11 protein-coding genes and 4 pseudogenes are annotated in these 16,902 nt (G+C 41.7%); 4 read left to right on the plus strand and 11 right to left on the minus strand.

Going from position 1 to position 16,902, the window contains the following annotated elements; all coding sequences use genetic code 11:
• Positions 1-168 precede the first annotated feature (168 nt).
• From UYI_RS0121895 to UYI_RS0121910, 4 genes are all read right to left on the minus strand, one after another.
• Entirely contained in the window at positions 169-1,185 is a 1,017-nt protein-coding gene (locus UYI_RS0121895) for a 30S ribosomal protein S1 (RefSeq protein ID WP_016868820.1), read from the minus strand.
• 445 nt (positions 1,186-1,630) lie between these two features.
• A complete protein-coding gene (locus UYI_RS0121900; protein WP_009459487.1) occupies positions 1,631-1,735 on the minus strand; it encodes a photosystem II reaction center protein T in 105 nt (34 codons plus the stop codon).
• A 195-nt stretch (positions 1,736-1,930) separates the two neighbouring features.
• Positions 1,931-3,460 (minus strand): photosystem II chlorophyll-binding protein CP47, encoded by a 1,530-nt coding sequence (gene psbB, locus UYI_RS0121905; protein WP_016868821.1) that lies wholly within the window; start codon positions 3,458-3,460, stop codon positions 1,931-1,933.
• Between the two features lie 423 nt (positions 3,461-3,883).
• Positions 3,884-4,219: a hypothetical protein gene (locus tag UYI_RS0121910; RefSeq protein WP_026086102.1), complete on the minus strand. Its 336-nt coding sequence runs from the start codon at positions 4,217-4,219 to the stop codon at positions 3,884-3,886.
• A gap of 895 nt (positions 4,220-5,114) precedes the next feature.
• Between UYI_RS0121910 and UYI_RS0121915 the strand changes: the two genes are divergently transcribed.
• Positions 5,115-6,743, plus strand: a complete 1,629-nt coding sequence (locus UYI_RS0121915) for an ABC transporter substrate-binding protein (RefSeq protein WP_016868823.1) — start codon at positions 5,115-5,117, stop codon at positions 6,741-6,743.
• A gap of 88 nt (positions 6,744-6,831) precedes the next feature.
• Positions 6,832-7,857: an ABC transporter permease gene (locus tag UYI_RS0121920; RefSeq protein WP_026086103.1), complete on the plus strand. Its 1,026-nt coding sequence runs from the start codon at positions 6,832-6,834 to the stop codon at positions 7,855-7,857.
• A 155-nt stretch (positions 7,858-8,012) separates the two neighbouring features.
• On the opposite strand, the gene UYI_RS0121925 is transcribed toward UYI_RS0121920, so the two are convergent.
• A complete protein-coding gene (locus UYI_RS0121925; RefSeq protein ID WP_016868825.1) occupies positions 8,013-8,495 on the minus strand; it encodes a DUF1579 domain-containing protein in 483 nt (160 codons plus the stop codon).
• Positions 8,496-8,834: 339 nt separating this feature from the next.
• On the opposite strand from UYI_RS0121925, the gene UYI_RS0121930 reads away from it, so the two are divergent.
• Together UYI_RS0121930 and UYI_RS35095 are read left to right on the plus strand one after the other, a co-directional pair.
• On the plus strand, positions 8,835-9,746 hold the full coding sequence (locus UYI_RS0121930; RefSeq protein ID WP_016868826.1) for a S1C family serine protease: 912 nt from the start codon (positions 8,835-8,837) through the stop codon (positions 9,744-9,746).
• 32 nt (positions 9,747-9,778) lie between these two features.
• Positions 9,779-9,934 (plus strand): hypothetical protein, encoded by a 156-nt coding sequence (locus UYI_RS35095; RefSeq protein WP_016868827.1) that lies wholly within the window; start codon positions 9,779-9,781, stop codon positions 9,932-9,934.
• A 60-nt stretch (positions 9,935-9,994) separates the two neighbouring features.
• Here the strand turns inward: UYI_RS35095 and UYI_RS37070 are convergent.
• The 6 genes and pseudogenes from UYI_RS37070 to nadC form a co-directional block, all read right to left on the minus strand.
• Positions 9,995-10,147, minus strand: a pseudogene (locus tag UYI_RS37070) (Ni/Fe hydrogenase subunit alpha); the annotation flags it as partial.
• Between the two features lie 3 nt (positions 10,148-10,150).
• Positions 10,151-10,684 (minus strand): annotated as a pseudogene (locus tag UYI_RS0121945) (NADH-quinone oxidoreductase subunit L); the annotation flags it as partial.
• 309 nt (positions 10,685-10,993) lie between these two features.
• Positions 10,994-12,301 (minus strand): annotated as a pseudogene (locus tag UYI_RS33125) (GNAT family N-acetyltransferase); the annotation flags it as partial.
• Positions 12,190-14,051 (minus strand): annotated as a pseudogene (gene ppsA, locus UYI_RS33130) (phosphoenolpyruvate synthase). The pseudogenes UYI_RS33125 and ppsA, both read right to left, overlap by 112 nt.
• A gap of 146 nt (positions 14,052-14,197) precedes the next feature.
• Positions 14,198-15,493 (minus strand): cation:proton antiporter, encoded by a 1,296-nt coding sequence (locus UYI_RS0121960; RefSeq protein ID WP_016868831.1) that lies wholly within the window; start codon positions 15,491-15,493, stop codon positions 14,198-14,200.
• 328 nt (positions 15,494-15,821) lie between these two features.
• Positions 15,822-16,688, minus strand: a complete 867-nt coding sequence (gene nadC / locus UYI_RS0121965; RefSeq protein WP_016868832.1) for a carboxylating nicotinate-nucleotide diphosphorylase — start codon at positions 16,686-16,688, stop codon at positions 15,822-15,824.
• Positions 16,689-16,902 lie beyond the last annotated feature (214 nt).

The raw sequence follows: 16,902 nt of genomic DNA on the forward strand, positions 1-16,902 counted from the left end.
ACCTATTACCAGCCTATAGGACAGTATAAGTATTCAAGCGGACATGATATTAATTGTTTGTTGGCAAAAGACTAACTATTCCCAACAAAAAAAGAGGGAAAATAAATCCCTCTTTATACAATACTTATCCTTTTTAGTCATTAGCTAAAAAGAACAAAAACTCATAAATTATTCTTCAATAGCTACTGGAATTTCATCTTCTTCAATAGCGGCTGGAATTTCTTCTTCTACAGCAGCCACAGGAACTTCAACAGCTTCAGCAGGTGCAGCAACATTACCCTGCTGTTTAGCTAATAATTGTTCGCGATATTTAGCAGCCATTTCTTCGGCTTTATCATAAACTAAATCGCGGTTCTTAATCATATCACCTGGTTCGGGTTCCAGTTGCTTTGTAGACAAAGATATCCGGCCCCGTTCAGCATCCAAGTCAATGATCATCACTTTCACTTCATCATTAACATTGAATACGCTGTGAGGTGTATCAATATGTTCGTGGGATATCTCAGAAATATGCAATAGACCACTGACGCCGCCAATATCAATAAAGGCACCATAAGGCTTAATACCACGCACAGTACCGATTACTACCTCACCAACTTCGAGGCGGTTCATCTTACGCTCAACCAAAGCTCGGCGGTGAGATAGCACCAAACGGTTGCGTTCTTCGTCTACCTCTAAAAACTTCAGTGGCAGTTCTTCGCCTACTAAATCTTCTTTGGGTTTGCGAGTGCTGATATGAGAACCAGGAATAAACCCACGTAATCCTTCGATTCTCACCAAAGCTCCGCCTCGGTTGGTAGCAAATACACCAGAACGAACAGTAGCATCTTCTGCTTGCAACTGCCGTACTCGCTCCCAGGCGCGCATATACTCTATACGACGAATAGAAAGAGTTAATTGTCCCTCTTCATTTTCATCGCTCAGAATATAAAATTCCCGTGTTTCGTTTGATTGTAAAACTTCTTCCGGGCTGTCTACCCGGTTAATAGACATTTCTTGTATCGGTATATATGCTGCGGTTTTAGCACCTATGTCAATCAGAGCGCCGCGTGGCTCTATACTGAAAACCGTACCGGGTACAATATCACCAGGGCTAAAATGATAATCGTATTTGTCCAGTAAAGCTGCGAATTCTTCGTGAGTAAACCCAATCTCGGTAATAGCGGTTGATTTCTGATTGACCATGCTGATTGTTTCCTGGTTTTTAGTCTCCGTAATCGTTTTGCCACAAGCGCGATGTATGTGTAAGCGTGACATCAGGATGTCTACACCTACATCCCTAATCATCCTAGCGCAGAAAAGCTGACTTAGCGCACATTAGTTCACAGATAGTACATTATATCAGATATTAAATGTTTTTTATGTAAAAGTAGAGGAACAGATAAGGGAGACAAACCAGACAAGGGGGAAGTCAGAAGTCAGAAGTTGTAACCATTAACCACTGTACAGACGTGCCATGGCACGTCTGGTACAACAACCAACCACTAACTACTAACAATTGACAATTGACAATTGACCAATCCCCAATCCTATTTTCAAGACAGTTCTAATAAATAACCGCTGTTACTTATTCAGTAGCAGCGGTTATTTATTTCTTAACGAACGATATCAAAAATTTGGCAACAACAAATTAATCCTCTTTCTTTTCAATGCGAGGAGGTTCGCGGAATGCGATCGCAAAGAAAAGAGTTCCAATTGCCAAAGTCAAAATCAAGATATATGCCACGCTTTCCATATCACAAGCCCCTGCATATCTTAGAAATTTGACATTCTCATGGCGCTATGCCTATGAGATTCTTGCTTCACTGGGAGTCAATTGACTTTACCCTCTACAAGCATCCACCGTGTGTCTCACGGCAGTAATTTATAGTATACACTCAGGTAGGGATTAGGAAATTATCTAGTCCCTAATCCCTAATCTTCTCAAGCTTTAGACAGCTTCCTTCTTACGGGTTGACAAGTCACCCACTTTCGCAAACACACCAAATTCGACTTGTTCTTCCAAATCTGGGTCGATACCAGCAAACACGTCTCGGTAAATCGTCCGAGAACCATGCCAGATATGACCGAAGAAGAACAATAGTGCAAAGCAGGCATGTCCAAAGGTAAACCAACCTCTGGGACTGGTGCGGAATACACCATCAGAGTTTAAAGTTTCTCTGTCAAATTCAAAGACTTCGCCCAATTGAGCTTTACGGGCCCACTTCTTCACATCAGCGGGATCTGTGAAAGTTTGACCATCTAAGTTACCACCATAGAAGCTAACTTTCACACCAGTTTGCTCAAAGCTGTTTTGAGATTCTGCCCGACGGAAGGGAATGTCAGCGCGGACAATACCATCCTTATCAGTCAGAATTACAGGGAATGTTTCAAAGAAGTTAGGCAAACGACGTACTTCTAATTCCCGACCTTCAGCATCTGTGAATACTGGATGACCATCCCAAGACTCGGCAATTCCATCACCCTTAACCATTGGACCTGTACGGAATAAACCACCTTTAGCGGGGCTATTGCCGACATAGTCGTAGAATGCCAATTTTTCAGGAATTTGTGACCAGGCTTCTGAGAGATTATCACCAGAAGCAAGGCTTGCCTGTACGCGACGCTGAATCTCTTGCTTAAAGTAACTTTGATCCCACTGGTAACGGGTAGGGCCAAACAATTCGATTGGAGTAGTGGCGCTACCGTACCACATGGTTCCAGCAACGACAAAAGCAGCAAAGAATACAGCAGCAATACTACTAGAAAGTACTGTTTCGATATTACCCATCCGCAGTGCTTTATAGAGCCTTTCGGGTGGTCGTACTGACAAGTGGAATAAACCAGCAATAATGCCTACGATCCCGGCGGCAATATGGTGAGCTACAACACCACCAGGATTAAACGGGTTAAAGCCATCTGGCCCCCATTCTGGTGCTACTGGGGCAATGTGACCAGTCAAGCCGTACGCGTCGGAAACCCACATTCCAGGCCCCCAAAGTCCGGTGAGGTGGAAAGCACCAAAACCGAAGCAAAGTAAACCAGACAAGAACAAGTGAATGCCAAACATTTTTGGCAAGTCAAGAGCAGGTTCACCTGTGCGGGGATCTTGAAACAGTTCTAAGTCCCAGTAAACCCAGTGCCAAACAGCAGCTAGGAACAACAGACCAGATAGAACAATATGAGCGGCAGCTACACCTTCAAATGACCAAAAACCAGGGTCGTAGTTGGCAGCACCAGTTACGTTCCAACCGCCCCAAGAGCCTACAACACCCAAGCGTGCCATGAATGGCAGCACGAACATACCTTGACGCCACATGGGGTTAAGAACTGGGTCACTGGGGTCATAAATAGCCAGTTCGTATAGAGCCATTGAACCAGCCCAGCCGGCCACCAACGCTGTGTGCATCAAGTGTACAGAAATCAGTCGTCCTGGATCATTCAGAACGACTGTGTGTACTCGGTACCAAGGTAGTCCCATCGACTACGCTCCTCCTCGATGAGTTTGTTTACAAAGCAATTTTTTTGTGTTTTTTTATTGCCAGAGCTTGAAATTTCCACAGCTTGGTCTTAAAAGTCAGACAGCGTGGTTGCTTAAGCAACAGACAACACTCGGGGGCATTTGCTCCCAAGGTCGCGATCGCCAAGCAAAAATGAGAATGTTTAAAAAAGTGTAACTATTGATGGAGCTGTTTGCAAGGGTATAAAGGCACTTTGGGTTAGTAACTGGTTAGTGGATAGTAGTTGTTTGTTGGTTGTTGACTGTTGGTTGTGATTTGTAACAAAAAGTTAACAATTCACACAAACAAGTTTAAGGGCAAAAGGAAAATTCTATCCCTTTACCCTTTTACCTTTTCCCTTTCCCCCTAAGACCCCGTCCTTAAAGACGGGGTTTAACTACTACTTACTGCACCACTGATTCAATACTTTGTAGCTGACATCTGGCTGAAGCCGTTTCCAAGCGCTCTATAACTTGCTCTGCACTCATTAACCGCCTCAGTATAACTTGACCTATTGCTTGACTAGATATACCTGTTTGGGGCGATGTAATTGGCTTGACTTCTACAGTGATTACTGCATCTTCTACTCGGTAGAGCCACATGACTTCGCCTTGTTCTAATAAACAAATATTCATACGTTGAATATCTGGTTGGCGTCGCCATGCGGTGATCTGCCAAAGTCCTTCAGATGCCCAAACTCTACCTATTGTCCATCCTTCAGATAAAAAGAAGTACTTCACACTTTTAGTCTCGCTGTTAGATTCTTCAAGATTAGTTGTTAGCAATACCGTGAAAACCTCAGTTATCTATGTATAAATTGAGGTTTGTACATTATAACTATGGGGTCAAATAACAGAGTGGAAACTACAAAGAGGACACATAGACATGACATAGAGGGGAATAGAGTTGGAGCAAGGAGTAAAGTTAATTAAGAGTTCCTACTCCCTCTCTACCCTATAGCCTGTTGCTTCCTCCTCAATAATTTCTACACTTGGAAGATGCACAATCAAGCTGTTCATTAAGACCTAACAAACCTCTTCTTCTATCAAATCCGAATTTAAGACTATGTTTTGTTATTTTGTAATTTTAATTAAATTAAACATTCTGATTTATTAAGAAATGTTAAGCAATATATTTTTCTCTGAATTTTAAAAAAGTTAATTAAATTCAAAATAAGTTTAAGTAGTTGGACAAAATTAGGCAATAGGTAATAGGGAAAACTTATACAAGTAATTATTCTGTCTGAGTAATTAATTAAGTAGCCATCATCAACTGCATATACCAATAGCGAATAAAAAACTTTCTTCCCTTCTCCCTTGACCTTTTTCAAGCTATTTAATTGCGGGAAAATCCCACAACGAGTGCATAAAAAAATCAATCTTCCTACACCCCTATACCTAAACATTTGGGTTAAAGGTTAGAGGTGAAAGTAAAAAGGGGAAAATGCTTATTTTTCCTCCTGTACCCTTTGTCCTTTTCGCCTTAACCAAACCTTATTGCTCCCACACCCATTTTCCAGTGTAATTGTGCGTGATGATTATGGAAGTTCACATCCAATAAGCCAAACCATTTTGAAATTTATGTAGTAAAATTACAAACCATTCATACTAAAATCCCAAATTATCCATAGATATTATGAATTGGTCTTTTTTGTCTGCTAGACGATGGGTGCAGATCACACAAATATTTACTGTTTGTCTGTGTTTATTTGTAGTTGTAAGTTGTAGTACTAATCCACAAACAACCACATTAACATCTAGTAATGGTCGTATTACTGTTGGTACAACACTAAAACCACGTACTCTCGATCCAGCTGATGCCTATGAATTAGCGTCACTATCATTGGTTTATAACATGAGCGATCGCCTCTACACTTATGAACCAGGAAGCACAGAAATTAAACCGCAGCTAGCTACCACTTTCCCAAAAGTCAGCCAAGATGGTTTGACTTATACCATTCCCCTACGCCAAGGAGTGGTTTTTCATGACGGGACTCCTTTTAACGCCGAAGCTATGGCTTTTACTATACGCCGCTTTATCGAAAATAAGGGTAAACCTGCTTTCTTGCTGGGAGATGTGGTAGAGTCAGCCAAAGCTACAAGCGAATACGAATTAACAATAAAGCTGAAAAAACCATTTGCAGCATTCCCATCGTTGCTGGCGTTTGCTGGTGTTTGTCCTGTATCGCCAAAAGCTTACGAAATTGGCGAAGGAAAATTTACTCCAAATATTTTTATTGGTACTGGCCCTTATAAATTAGCAAAATTCGGCCCCGACTCATTGCAGTTTGATGTATTTGACAAATATTGGGGAGAAAAACCATTAAACCAAGGTATTAACGTCCAAATTCTTAGCAGTGGGGTAAATTTATATAACGCCTTTCGTAAAAAAGCTGTGGATGTAGCTGGCTTAAGTATGGATCCAGATCAAGTGCGTAGTTTGGAAGCGAGTGCAAAAAAAGGATTTTGGCAGGCGATTCCGAATCAAGGTAATGTGGTCAGTTATCTAGCTATCAACCGTAATCAAAAGCCAGTAGATAATCCAGCAGTCAGAAGTGCGATCGCGGCAATGATTAACCGTCCAATAATATACGAGCGAGTCTTGTATGGCCAAGCAGAAGCACTTTATAGTTTAATCCCCAAAGCATTCAATGATTATCAACCAGTTTTTCAAGAGCAATATGGTGATGGAAATATTCAAAAAGCCAAAGAATTGTTGCTCAAAGCTGGCTTTTCCAAAGATAATCCAGCTAAAGTCGAAATTTGGTATCCTTCTGGTTCTCCAACTCGAAGTTTAGCTGCAATAGTCATCAAAGCTCTTGCAAAAAAAACGATGGATGGTATTCTCCAATTTGAAATCAATACTGTAGAGTCTACTACTGCTTTTAAAAACATTGCCAAGGGCTTATATCCAACATTTTTACTCGATTGGTATCCTGATTTTTTGGACGCAGATAATTATATTCAGCCATTTTTATCTTGTAATCAAGGTTCAGCAGAAAAGGGTTGTGAAGATGGGGGAAGTCAATCTCAGGGTTCTTTTTACTATAATCCCCAGATGAATCAATTGATTGACAAACAACGTCAAGAACAAAACCTTGAAGCACGCAAGCAAATATTTGCAGAAATCCAAAATATTTTAGTGAGAGATATCCCTTATATCCCCCTATGGCAAAGTAAGGATTATGTATTTGCTCAAACAGGTATGAGTGGTGTACAACTAGATCCGACTCAAATTTTGATATATAGAAATCTCAAAAAGTAGTTATGAATTAATGTTGATTGTTGGTAGTTGTTTGTTGTTTGGAACAACCTATCAACAACCAACAACTAACAACCAACACCTAAATATTATGTCCCGTTCCAAAGCTTTAACATATTACGTCACAGCCCGTTTATTGTTGGCTCCGCTTCAATTATTGACGATCATTACTATCGTATTTCTTTTACTAAGAGCAACACCTGGAGATCCTGTTGATGCAATTTTGGGTGCGCGGGCCCCAGAAAGTGCTAAGGAAGAAATGCGAAAACAGCTAGGTTTAAATTTACCTTTGTGGTTACAGTACTTCAAGTACATAGGTGACTTACTGCGCTTCGATATGGGCAAATCGATTTCTAGTCGTGGACAGCAAGTCTGGGATATTATTTGGCAATATTTTCCAGCTACAGCAGAATTAGCGATATATAGTATTGCGATCGCTTTGATTGTTGGGATTGTAGTTGGTGTGATTTCTGCTTCCCGTCCTGGTACAGCTTTGGATGTAGGAGGAAGATTATTTGGAATTATTACCTATGCACTGCCAATATTTTGGGCAGGAATGATATTACAATTAATTTTTGCTGTTCAGTTTGATTTATTACCTCTAGGAACACGCTACCCTGCAACTATTCCCGCACCGGATACTATCACCGGATTGTATAGCATAGATAGTCTTTTAAAAGGCAATTTCACTCAATTATTCACTGCTGTACAATATCTCATTCTGCCTTGTTGTACCTTGGGAATTTTGCTCAGTGGTATTTTTGAGCGTATTGTCCGTGTAAATTTAAAGCAAACGATGAAAGCAGATTATGTAGAAGCTGCAAGAGCTAGAGGTATTCCTGAGAAGACGATTTTATTTTCTCATGCTTTTAAAAATGCTTTGATTCCAGTTATTACTGTCTTGGGATTAACTTTTGCTTCTCTATTAGGTGGAGCAATTTTGACAGAAGTAACTTTTTCTTGGCCAGGCTTAGCAAATAGATTGTATCAAGGAATTTCAGAGCGAGATTACCCTGTAGTTCAAGGAATCATGGTATTTTTTGGAGCAATTGTTGTGGGTGCAAGCATTTTAATTGACATTTTAAATGCTTACGTAGATCCACGAATTCGATATTAGTTTTTCTTGAATATTCTTTCAAATCTTTCTTTAACAACTCTAAAATCAGGTACGGATCTTGAGGTTATCGTACTCTGGAACAAGGGAAACTAGTCGTAAGAGTTTTTTTCAATACTATTTCCCTATGTTCCACGCTGTTTAGATCTGACTTTCCGCTATTGCTTCCGCCGATAGTCCGTAGTCATGAACTTGTGCCACTGTCCGTCATCGCCTAATACGTGTGATGTCAGCAGCCGGTGATCGTCGCTCTTGAACTCAATCACGTCCTTGTACTTTGCTATCTTCCCCTCGCCTGTCATATCGGGGCCATCGGCGTTAAGTGTCAACACCTTTTCAGCCGTGTCCATCTCACCGTCGTACACCCAGAGGTAGGTCATCATCGACCCAATCCACGTACCCACGTACCGCTTCTTCTGAGGATCGTAGCCGAGGGTGATCATCGTCGTCGCAGTGCCGCATCCAGGCATCTCACCCTGTCCTTCGGCTAGAACCCAGAGTCCCCCAAGCGATCGCACCCTCTCGATTCCCCCAAACCTCTCAGGGGGGGTGTCCGGCTTCATCGTCGCCTCTGTTTCGTATGTCCACTCGCCGACGAGCTTCTGTAGCCAATGGTGTTCGTGCTGTGGTTCAGTCTTCATTAGAAACACTAGCCTCTCTATCGATTGAAATTATTTTAGTACAATTGTACTAAATATGCAAGTATAAACATAGCTTTCAATAAACACACTAGGTGGCGGTAGGTTGAGCAACTTAATCAAAGCTAAGAGACTGGGCTTTTTTCTTGAGGTTTTGAACAAAGCGGTAGAAAAACGTGTGTTCGTAATAGCCTTGGGTATGCGTAGACCTAGTGGCGATACGACAGTATTTTTGAACCCTAGCCATTTTTCTAGGGTGAATTCTCCCCATTTTTCTGATGCTATCAGTACGAACAAAAAGTCATGATCTGAGCATCCAGGAACTTTTAAAGGAGAAATTTTATGTCCTCATTATTGGCTCTATCCAACAGTTTCGCTGACACCGTAGAGCAAGCAGGGAGCGCAGTAGTCGCAGTTAATGCTGGTACACGGATTTCCCCAAGTGGCATTCATTGGCGTCATGGTATCATTGTTACCTCTGATGAATCGCTCCAGCGCTATGACGAAATCGCCGTGACTTTATCAGATGGTCGTAGTGTACCTGTCACATTCTTAGGACATGACCCAAGCACAGATATAGCAGTCTTTCAACTACAAAGTGTAGAAATCCCTGTAGCGAAAATTGGCGATGCAACAACACTCAAAGTTGGTCATCTGGTACTAGGACTAGCAAGAAGTAGAGAAGGTGATTTACGAGCAGCGATGGGTGCTATCAGTGTAATTACTGGTGCTTGGCAGAGTATGAGTGGTGGCAAAATTGACCAGTTTATCCGCCCAGACATCAACTTTTATCCTGGTTTTGCAGGTGGGCCACTCGTAGATGTATCTGGTGATGTGGTAGGTATGAACACATCAGGACGACGCGGTACGGCTTTGACTATTCCCACTGCTACAGTTAATCGAGTAGTTGAGCAATTGGTAGCCAAAGGACGGATTTCACGGGGCTACTTGGGTCTAGGGATGCAGTCGGTACGCTTACCTGAAAACCTGAGAACTACCCTGAATTTAACTTCTGCTGGTGGAGTGATTGTCGTTAATGTTGAACCCTCTGGGCCCGCAGATAATGGTGGTGTGTTGCTTGGTGATGTGTTGGTAACATTCGATGGCGTGAACGTAAGTGATACAGGTGATGTGCTGGCGCTGCTTAATAATAGCGATCGCATTGGTAAGAATGTGAAAGTGCAAGTTGTTCGGGGTGGAGTGTTAGTTGAGTTAGCGCTAACAGTTGGTGAACGTCCTACCAAACAAGATTAAGTGCAGGGCAAGAAAATTGCTGAGTCAGCAACATGATTAGAGTAATGGTAGTTGCTACTTCTGGTGTGGTGCGGGCTGGGTTGTCAGCGGTAGTCACTACCAATCAATTGATGACAGTTGTAGGAAGTGCATCCAATTTAGATGTACTGGCAGCTGTTGGTGTACGATTAGGTTTGATTATGCTTTGATATCGCTAGTACTTGACTACACATTGTCATGGTTTGATGTTGTAATTCTTCACATGGCAATTAATCCCGCCAAACTTCATTAATTACATTTTGATTTGCTCCTACCAATTGAATATGTAATGGCATTTGTCCTGCTGCATGAGTCGAACAACTCAAACAAGGATCAAAAGCTCGAATTCCCGCTTCAACTCGATTCAACATTCCTTCAGGAATTCAAACATAAGCTCCCGCCCCAATGCGAATATCTATTTTAAAATCAAAGGGAGAGTCAAAAATATTACTTCCTAATAAACCGAGGCGTTGGGCTTGGCGAATGGCAATTTGCAGCCTATTGATCGCAATGGGGTATTCGGCACGGATATAAATATAACCTTGGTTAGCACCGATCGCATAGGCAGCGATCGCCATTCCTTCTAAAACTCGATGGGGATCGCTTTCCAACACACTCCGATCCATAAATGCACCAGGATCGCCTTCATCAGCGTTGCAGATGACAAATTTGCGATCGCCCTTCGCTTTGGCTACAGTCGCCCATTTCACACCTGTGGGATAACCTGCACCACCCCGTCCCCGCAACCCACTACGAGTAATTGCATCCACCACCTCAGCAGGTGTCATTTCTCGCAACACGTGGTAAAGTGCCTGATAGCCATCAGCAGCAATGTAAGACTCAATCCGTTCTAGGTCAACTTTGCCGCTATTTTCCAGAACTATCGGGAATTGCTTGGTAAAAAACGGCTGCTGCAAATCTTCGATGGTGCGTTACGCTACGCGATAACACACCCTACTTTTGAAGGATTTGGGGTAATTAGCTCATTTGTGTGTACACTGTAGATTCCTCAAATCTGGGGCTGTCTTGTTGCTCCTGAGTTCTACACCTATTGTTATAAGTCAACAATTTGAGGAAGTTGTGAGGTTATATTAAGTCTCTCGCAAAGCTCAGATCCCCAACTCTAACACCCCCAATTCCAGAGAAATTCCCAGCAATTCTACCAAATCCCTCTCAAACTCTCCTTCCTCTGCGTCCTCTGCGTCCTCTGCGGTTCATAACTCTTAACCTTACCTTTCACCTGCAACTCTAATTTCCGCCCTCACCACCGAAGCATCAACAGTCGGATAAATACGAAAACCCAACTTCTCACAAACTCTTTGCATAGCAGAATTTTCAGTCAAAATTTCAGCACTAATTAGCCTTAACTGTTCATCACGTCCTACTTCCAGCAACCTTTTGAGTAACTCAGTTCCCAAACCTTGACATTGATAGCGATCGCTAACCAAGATTGCAAACTCCGCTTCACTAGTACCATGCAACTTACTTAACCTACCAACAGCTAAAACTTCATGTTCTCCGGTTTCTGGATTTTCATAATCTACCACCAACGCCATTTCTCGGTCATAATCAAGAAAACACAAACGCGTAAGCCTTTCGTGGGCAATACGTTGACTGAGTTTGATCAAGTGAAAGTACCGGAAAAAAACGCTTTCTTCAGATAAAGTATGATGTAACTTAATCATCAAAGGTTCGTCCTCTGGACGAATTGGACGAATTGTGACTTGCATCCCATTGCGCGTTGTCCAAGAGGAAACGTATTGTGTTGGGTAAGGACGAATTGCCAGTTTTGGTAACTGTGCTTTAGTAATATCTAAATCATGGAGAACAATCCGCGCATCAATTGCCACAAGAGAGTTTTCAGTAATTCCTTCTGCTTTTACTAAAAGTGGATTAATATCAATTTCTTTAATCAAGCGTTGTTCAACAACAACTTGGCTAAAGCGTACCAAAAGTTGTTCTAAAGCCTCTAAATTAACAGCTTTTCTACCTCTAACTCCCTGTAGTGCTTTGTAAATCCGGGTTTGTTCCATCATCCGTCGTGCCAAGGTAGTATTGAGTGGTGGTAGTCCCAAGGCTCGATCTTGAAACACTTCCACTAACTGTCCACCTGTGCCAAACAGTAAAACTGGGCTAAATTGAGAGTCAATGCTACTACCAAGAATTAATTCGTAGCTGTTTTTCAGGTCGATCATAGGCTGGACAGTAACACCAGCAAAGTGATTGGTTCCGACTTTGGTGCTAATAGATAAAGCGATCGCATCATACGCCTCACGCACCGCCTTAGCATCGCGTAAATTCAAATGCACTCCATCCACATCAGTTTTATGAGTGAGGGTTTCAGAATATACTTTCAAAACCACAGGATAACCAATTTCTTCTGCTAGCCGAACAGCCTCTGCTGCACTCGTTGCTACCTGCGTTGTTACCGTTGGAATGCCGTAAGCAGCAAGAATTTGTTTTGATTCCACTTCCGTAAGTAAAGTTCTGCCAGCTTCACGCGCTGTTTGGATAATAGTTTTGGCAATAGTGCGATCGCACCGATACCTTGGGCGAGTTTGTCAACAAAGAACTGCGGTTTGTCTTCGTATTCGGCGGTTAACTCAGCAATTTTGTATTTGGCTAGTTCATCTTCTAATTTATCAAAGTGAATTAATGCTAGAGGATGGGCCTTGATATGATTGGCAATGATAAATTCCATTCTTGCCAAACCGACGCCATCATTTGGGATGGCGCTGTAGCCAAATGCTTCTTCTGGGTTGCCCACGTTCATCATAATTTTAGTGTGAGTGCGGGGCAAATTTTCTAATGGTATTTCTTGGACTTTGTAAGGTAATAAACCTTTGTAGACTTTTCCGGTTTCACCTTCAGCACAGGAAACCGTAATTTCTTGTCCAGCTTTAATTACTTTTGTGGCATTACCGCAGCCAACAATTGCCGGGATTCCCATTTCTCTGGCAATAATTGCTGCATGACAGGTGCGTCCGCCAGAGTTAGTGACGATGGCACTGGCTTTTTTCATAATTGGTTCCCAGTCAGGATCGGTGCGGTTTGTTACCAACACTTCACCAGGCTGAAATTCACCCAGACGATGCACATCGAGAATTACTCGTGCTTTGCCTTGTCCGATCATCTCACCCACGCTGCGCCCTGTAACTAGGACTTCTCCTTTTTCTTGGAGTTGGTAGGTGTGGAGAACATTTTTAATTTTCTGCGACTGGACAGTTTCCGGACGTGCTTGGACAATAAATAATTCGTTGGTGATACCGTCTTTTGCCCATTCGATATCCATCGGTGTATAAACACCACGCACTTGGGAGTAGTGTTCTTCAATTAAACATGCCCAATGTGCTAATTGGAGAATTTCGTCATCGTTAAGGGCAAAAGTGACGCGATCGCTAGCTGCAACAGGTATATTTTTGGTCATTTTAGAACCGCCCAAGTCGTACACCATCTTAATTTCTTTTGTTCCCAGGCGTTTTTCCAGAATTGGGCGGTATCCTTGTTTAAGGGTTGGTTTAAATACTAAATATTCATCAGGGTTGACTGCACCCTGAACAACGTTTTCACCCAAGCCATAGGCGGCTGTAATCAGTGCTGTATCTTTAAACCCTGTCTCGGTATCAATAGAGAACATCACGCCGGATGTAGCTAAGTCCGAACGCACCATTTTTTGTACGCCTACTGAAAGGGCAATGTTAAAGTGGTCGAAGCCTTTGATTTGAGGGTAGGAAATGGCACGGTCGGTAAAAATGGATGCAAAGCACTTATGGCAGGCTTGCAATACAGCTGGCAGTCCATGGACATTTAAGTAGGTTTCTTGCTGCCCAGCAAAGCTAGCATCAGGCAAGTCTTCCGCAGTGGCACTAGAGCGAACTGCTACATCGGTATCAGCACCGTACTGGTTGCAGAGGTCTTCGTATGCTTGGGCGATCGCCTTCTCCAATTCTTTAGGGAAAGGAGTTTGTAGGATCAAAGACCGTGCTTGTTTACCACATTGACGCAGGTTATTAACATCTTCCACATCTAAATCAGCAAAAATTTCCCGCAATTTCGTTTCTAAACCTGCCCCTTGGATAAAGAAACGATACGCATAGGCAGTAGTCGCAAATCCTGTGGGAACTTTTACCCCTTTGCTGTAAGTTGCTGAATCATTTCTCCCAGTGAAGCGTTTTTACCACCCACAAGTGAGATATCTTCTATCCCTACTGCATCTAGTGGTAGTACTAGCGCTTGTTGTTTTAAATTTTGGCTTGGTGGCTGTTGAGTAACAAATGTGTCAAGCATGGGAAAAATTTCCTTAAATGCATTCTCGCTACTGCTACTCAAGGGGGCTTTTTTAATTTTTGCGCTCCTCTTGAGTTTCACACCTTTGGTTATAGGAAGATAATTTGAGGAACTTGTGAGGATGCGACAGTTGTTAGTGTTTTATATTACTCAAATTCATCAATTGTTGAGGGTTGACTAACTTCTTGACGTTTTGCTATTCGACGTTCATACATATTCATTAGCGGAGTAGCGCTAATGCCATGAACGATCACAGAAACAACAATAGTAGTATAAGTAATCCAGGAAATCTTCTCGCCAACTTCGCCCTCTAAACCCTTACCAAAGGCGTAAGCAAGATAATACAAAGAACCAACACCACGAATGCCAAACCAACCAATCAACCAGCGACTTCCTGGATGTAGAAAGCGGCGTTTAGACCTTGAACCCAGACCAATTGTACTGATCCACACTCCTAAAGGTCGGATGATCAAGAATAAAAGTACGATCACCAACAGAGATTGGGTAGCGTAATTGAGGATTGGCTGGAATAATAATAGCGAACCTAGTAATAAGATTGTTCCTACTTCTAGCAGTTTCTCTAGCCTTTCTATAAATTCTAATTGCGCTATAGTTTTTTCGGAATTATTGTAACTTCTTTGCACAACTAGTCCAGCTACAAATACTGCGAGAAAACCATAACCATTAACTATTTCTGTTAATGAATATGTCAGTAAAATAGTACTAATAGCAATAAAATCTTCCATTAACTCGTCAGGGCGACGACGCTTTTGGACTTTTTTATCAATCCAGACTACTGCTTTGGCAACAACAAACCCCATGATGATGCCAGCTGCAATAGCCCAAAATAAATCAATACTGAACCAAGATTTTAACCAATTATTCCAATTACTATCTTTTAAAGCATATAACCCAAAGTAAACAAAGGGAAAAGCTAAAGCATCATTTAAACCACCTTCGGAAGTTAAGCCAAAACGCAATTCATCTTGATCATTTGTATCTGTTAGCTGAACTTCTGAAGCTAAAACTGGGTCAGTAGGTGCAAGAATTGCACCTAATAAAATTGCTTCTCCCCAATTCATGCCTAAAAACAACTTGCCTACAACAGCTAGTCCAAAAATGGAAATTGGCATTAATAATGCAATCAACCGCGTTGTGAGATTCCAAGATTTCCAACCTATTGGACGAACAATTTTTAAACCGCAACTAAAAACAGAAATAATTACTACAAATTCAGTTATACGTTCTAGTACTTCAGCGTTAAATATCCCGTCACGACGTAACTGAACCAATCCAAAACCGTAAGGCCCCAGCAGAATACCAACTACTAAATAGATGAGGGCAAAAGAAAGAGGTAAACGTGCAATCCAACCGGAACCGAGAGTTACAAGTAACAACAGTAGACCAATAATAAATAGGTCAATTATATAAATATCTACCATAGAAGCTAGCAAGTAAAATAATACATTGCTTTGTCAGCTTACTTGTGATCGCTTTTACATCAAATTATCCAGGGGTAGATTTTAAATTCATCAATAGTTATAGTTACTTTAAAGATATTTTATCTATAAATTACACCTGATGTGAATGAATATGGAGATGCAATATTCTTTGCGTCTGGTAAAAAATCGTTTTTTTTAGAAATCGACCACCGATAAACACAGATGACACAGATGGATCTTTCGTAGGTGATTGGTTAGTCGTTGGTATGCTGGCTATTTCCCATGCTCTATTAGCGACTTTGTGAATTCACATTGGACGTAAATTACATTATTGAATCTTCATACTCAAATCTAACCACCTTGACTGCGTAATAGGCGCACTACTAGAAATATAGTCCACCCCTGTTTCTGCCACAGCACGAATAGTTTCTAAGGTAATATTGCCAGAAGCCTCTATTTTGACTCTCATATCAACCGAACGAATCATTTGCACTGCTTTTTGCATCGTATCCAGAGGCATATTGTCCAACATAATAATGTCAGCTTTGTGATCTAGGGCTGCTTGCACCTGTTCCAAAGTTTCTGTCTCTACCTCAATTGTCAATGGATAAGGTATCCGTTCCCGAATACGAGAAATTGCTTCTGTGATTCCTCCGGCTGCTGCAATATGGTTATCTTTGATCATGACTGCATCATCCAACCCCATGCGGTGGTTAATTGCTCCTCCTACTTGAGTTGCGTATTTTTCTAAAATTCTTAAACCTGGTGTAGTTTTGCGTGTATCCACAAATTTAGTCGGTAAATCTGCAATTTTTTCTGTATACTGACGAGTGAGTGTGGCAATTCCACTTAAGCGCATTGCCAAATTCAGCGCTACTCGTTCTCCCATTAACAATGCATCCAAAGATCCATGCATCTGCGCTACTACTTGTCCTTGTTGACAATATTCACCTTCATTTGCATGTGTCTGAAAACTAACTTTTTCATCCAAAAGCTGGAACACCCTCGCTGCAATTGGCAAACCAGCTATTACCCCAGGTGCTTTAGCTATCCACTTAGCCTGTCCTTGAATTACATTTTTACTTAATAAAGATTGAGTTGTGCGATCGCCCCTACCAATATCCTCTAATAACCAGCTTTGCAGAATTTGATCTAGCAGGATAAACGGAGGCAGTACAGCAAGCGAATATCTCATAATTTGTCCTAGACTCAAACACTCAACACTTTGAAAATTTTTGTGTTGGTAGTGGCCATCTTACTAGATATAGTTCTTTGTAAAATTGCATCATTCAGCTCATTAATATAGGTTATAGCTGCTTGGCTATCACATAGTTTGCCCACAAGCGATACTCAGCTAGCAGCTTGTCTATTGGACAGCAGGCAAATCTTAATTATCAAGGGTGAACCAA

Source organism: Fischerella muscicola PCC 7414, assembly GCF_000317205.1.
Classification (GTDB): Bacteria; Cyanobacteriota; Cyanobacteriia; order Cyanobacteriales; family Nostocaceae; genus Fischerella; species Fischerella muscicola.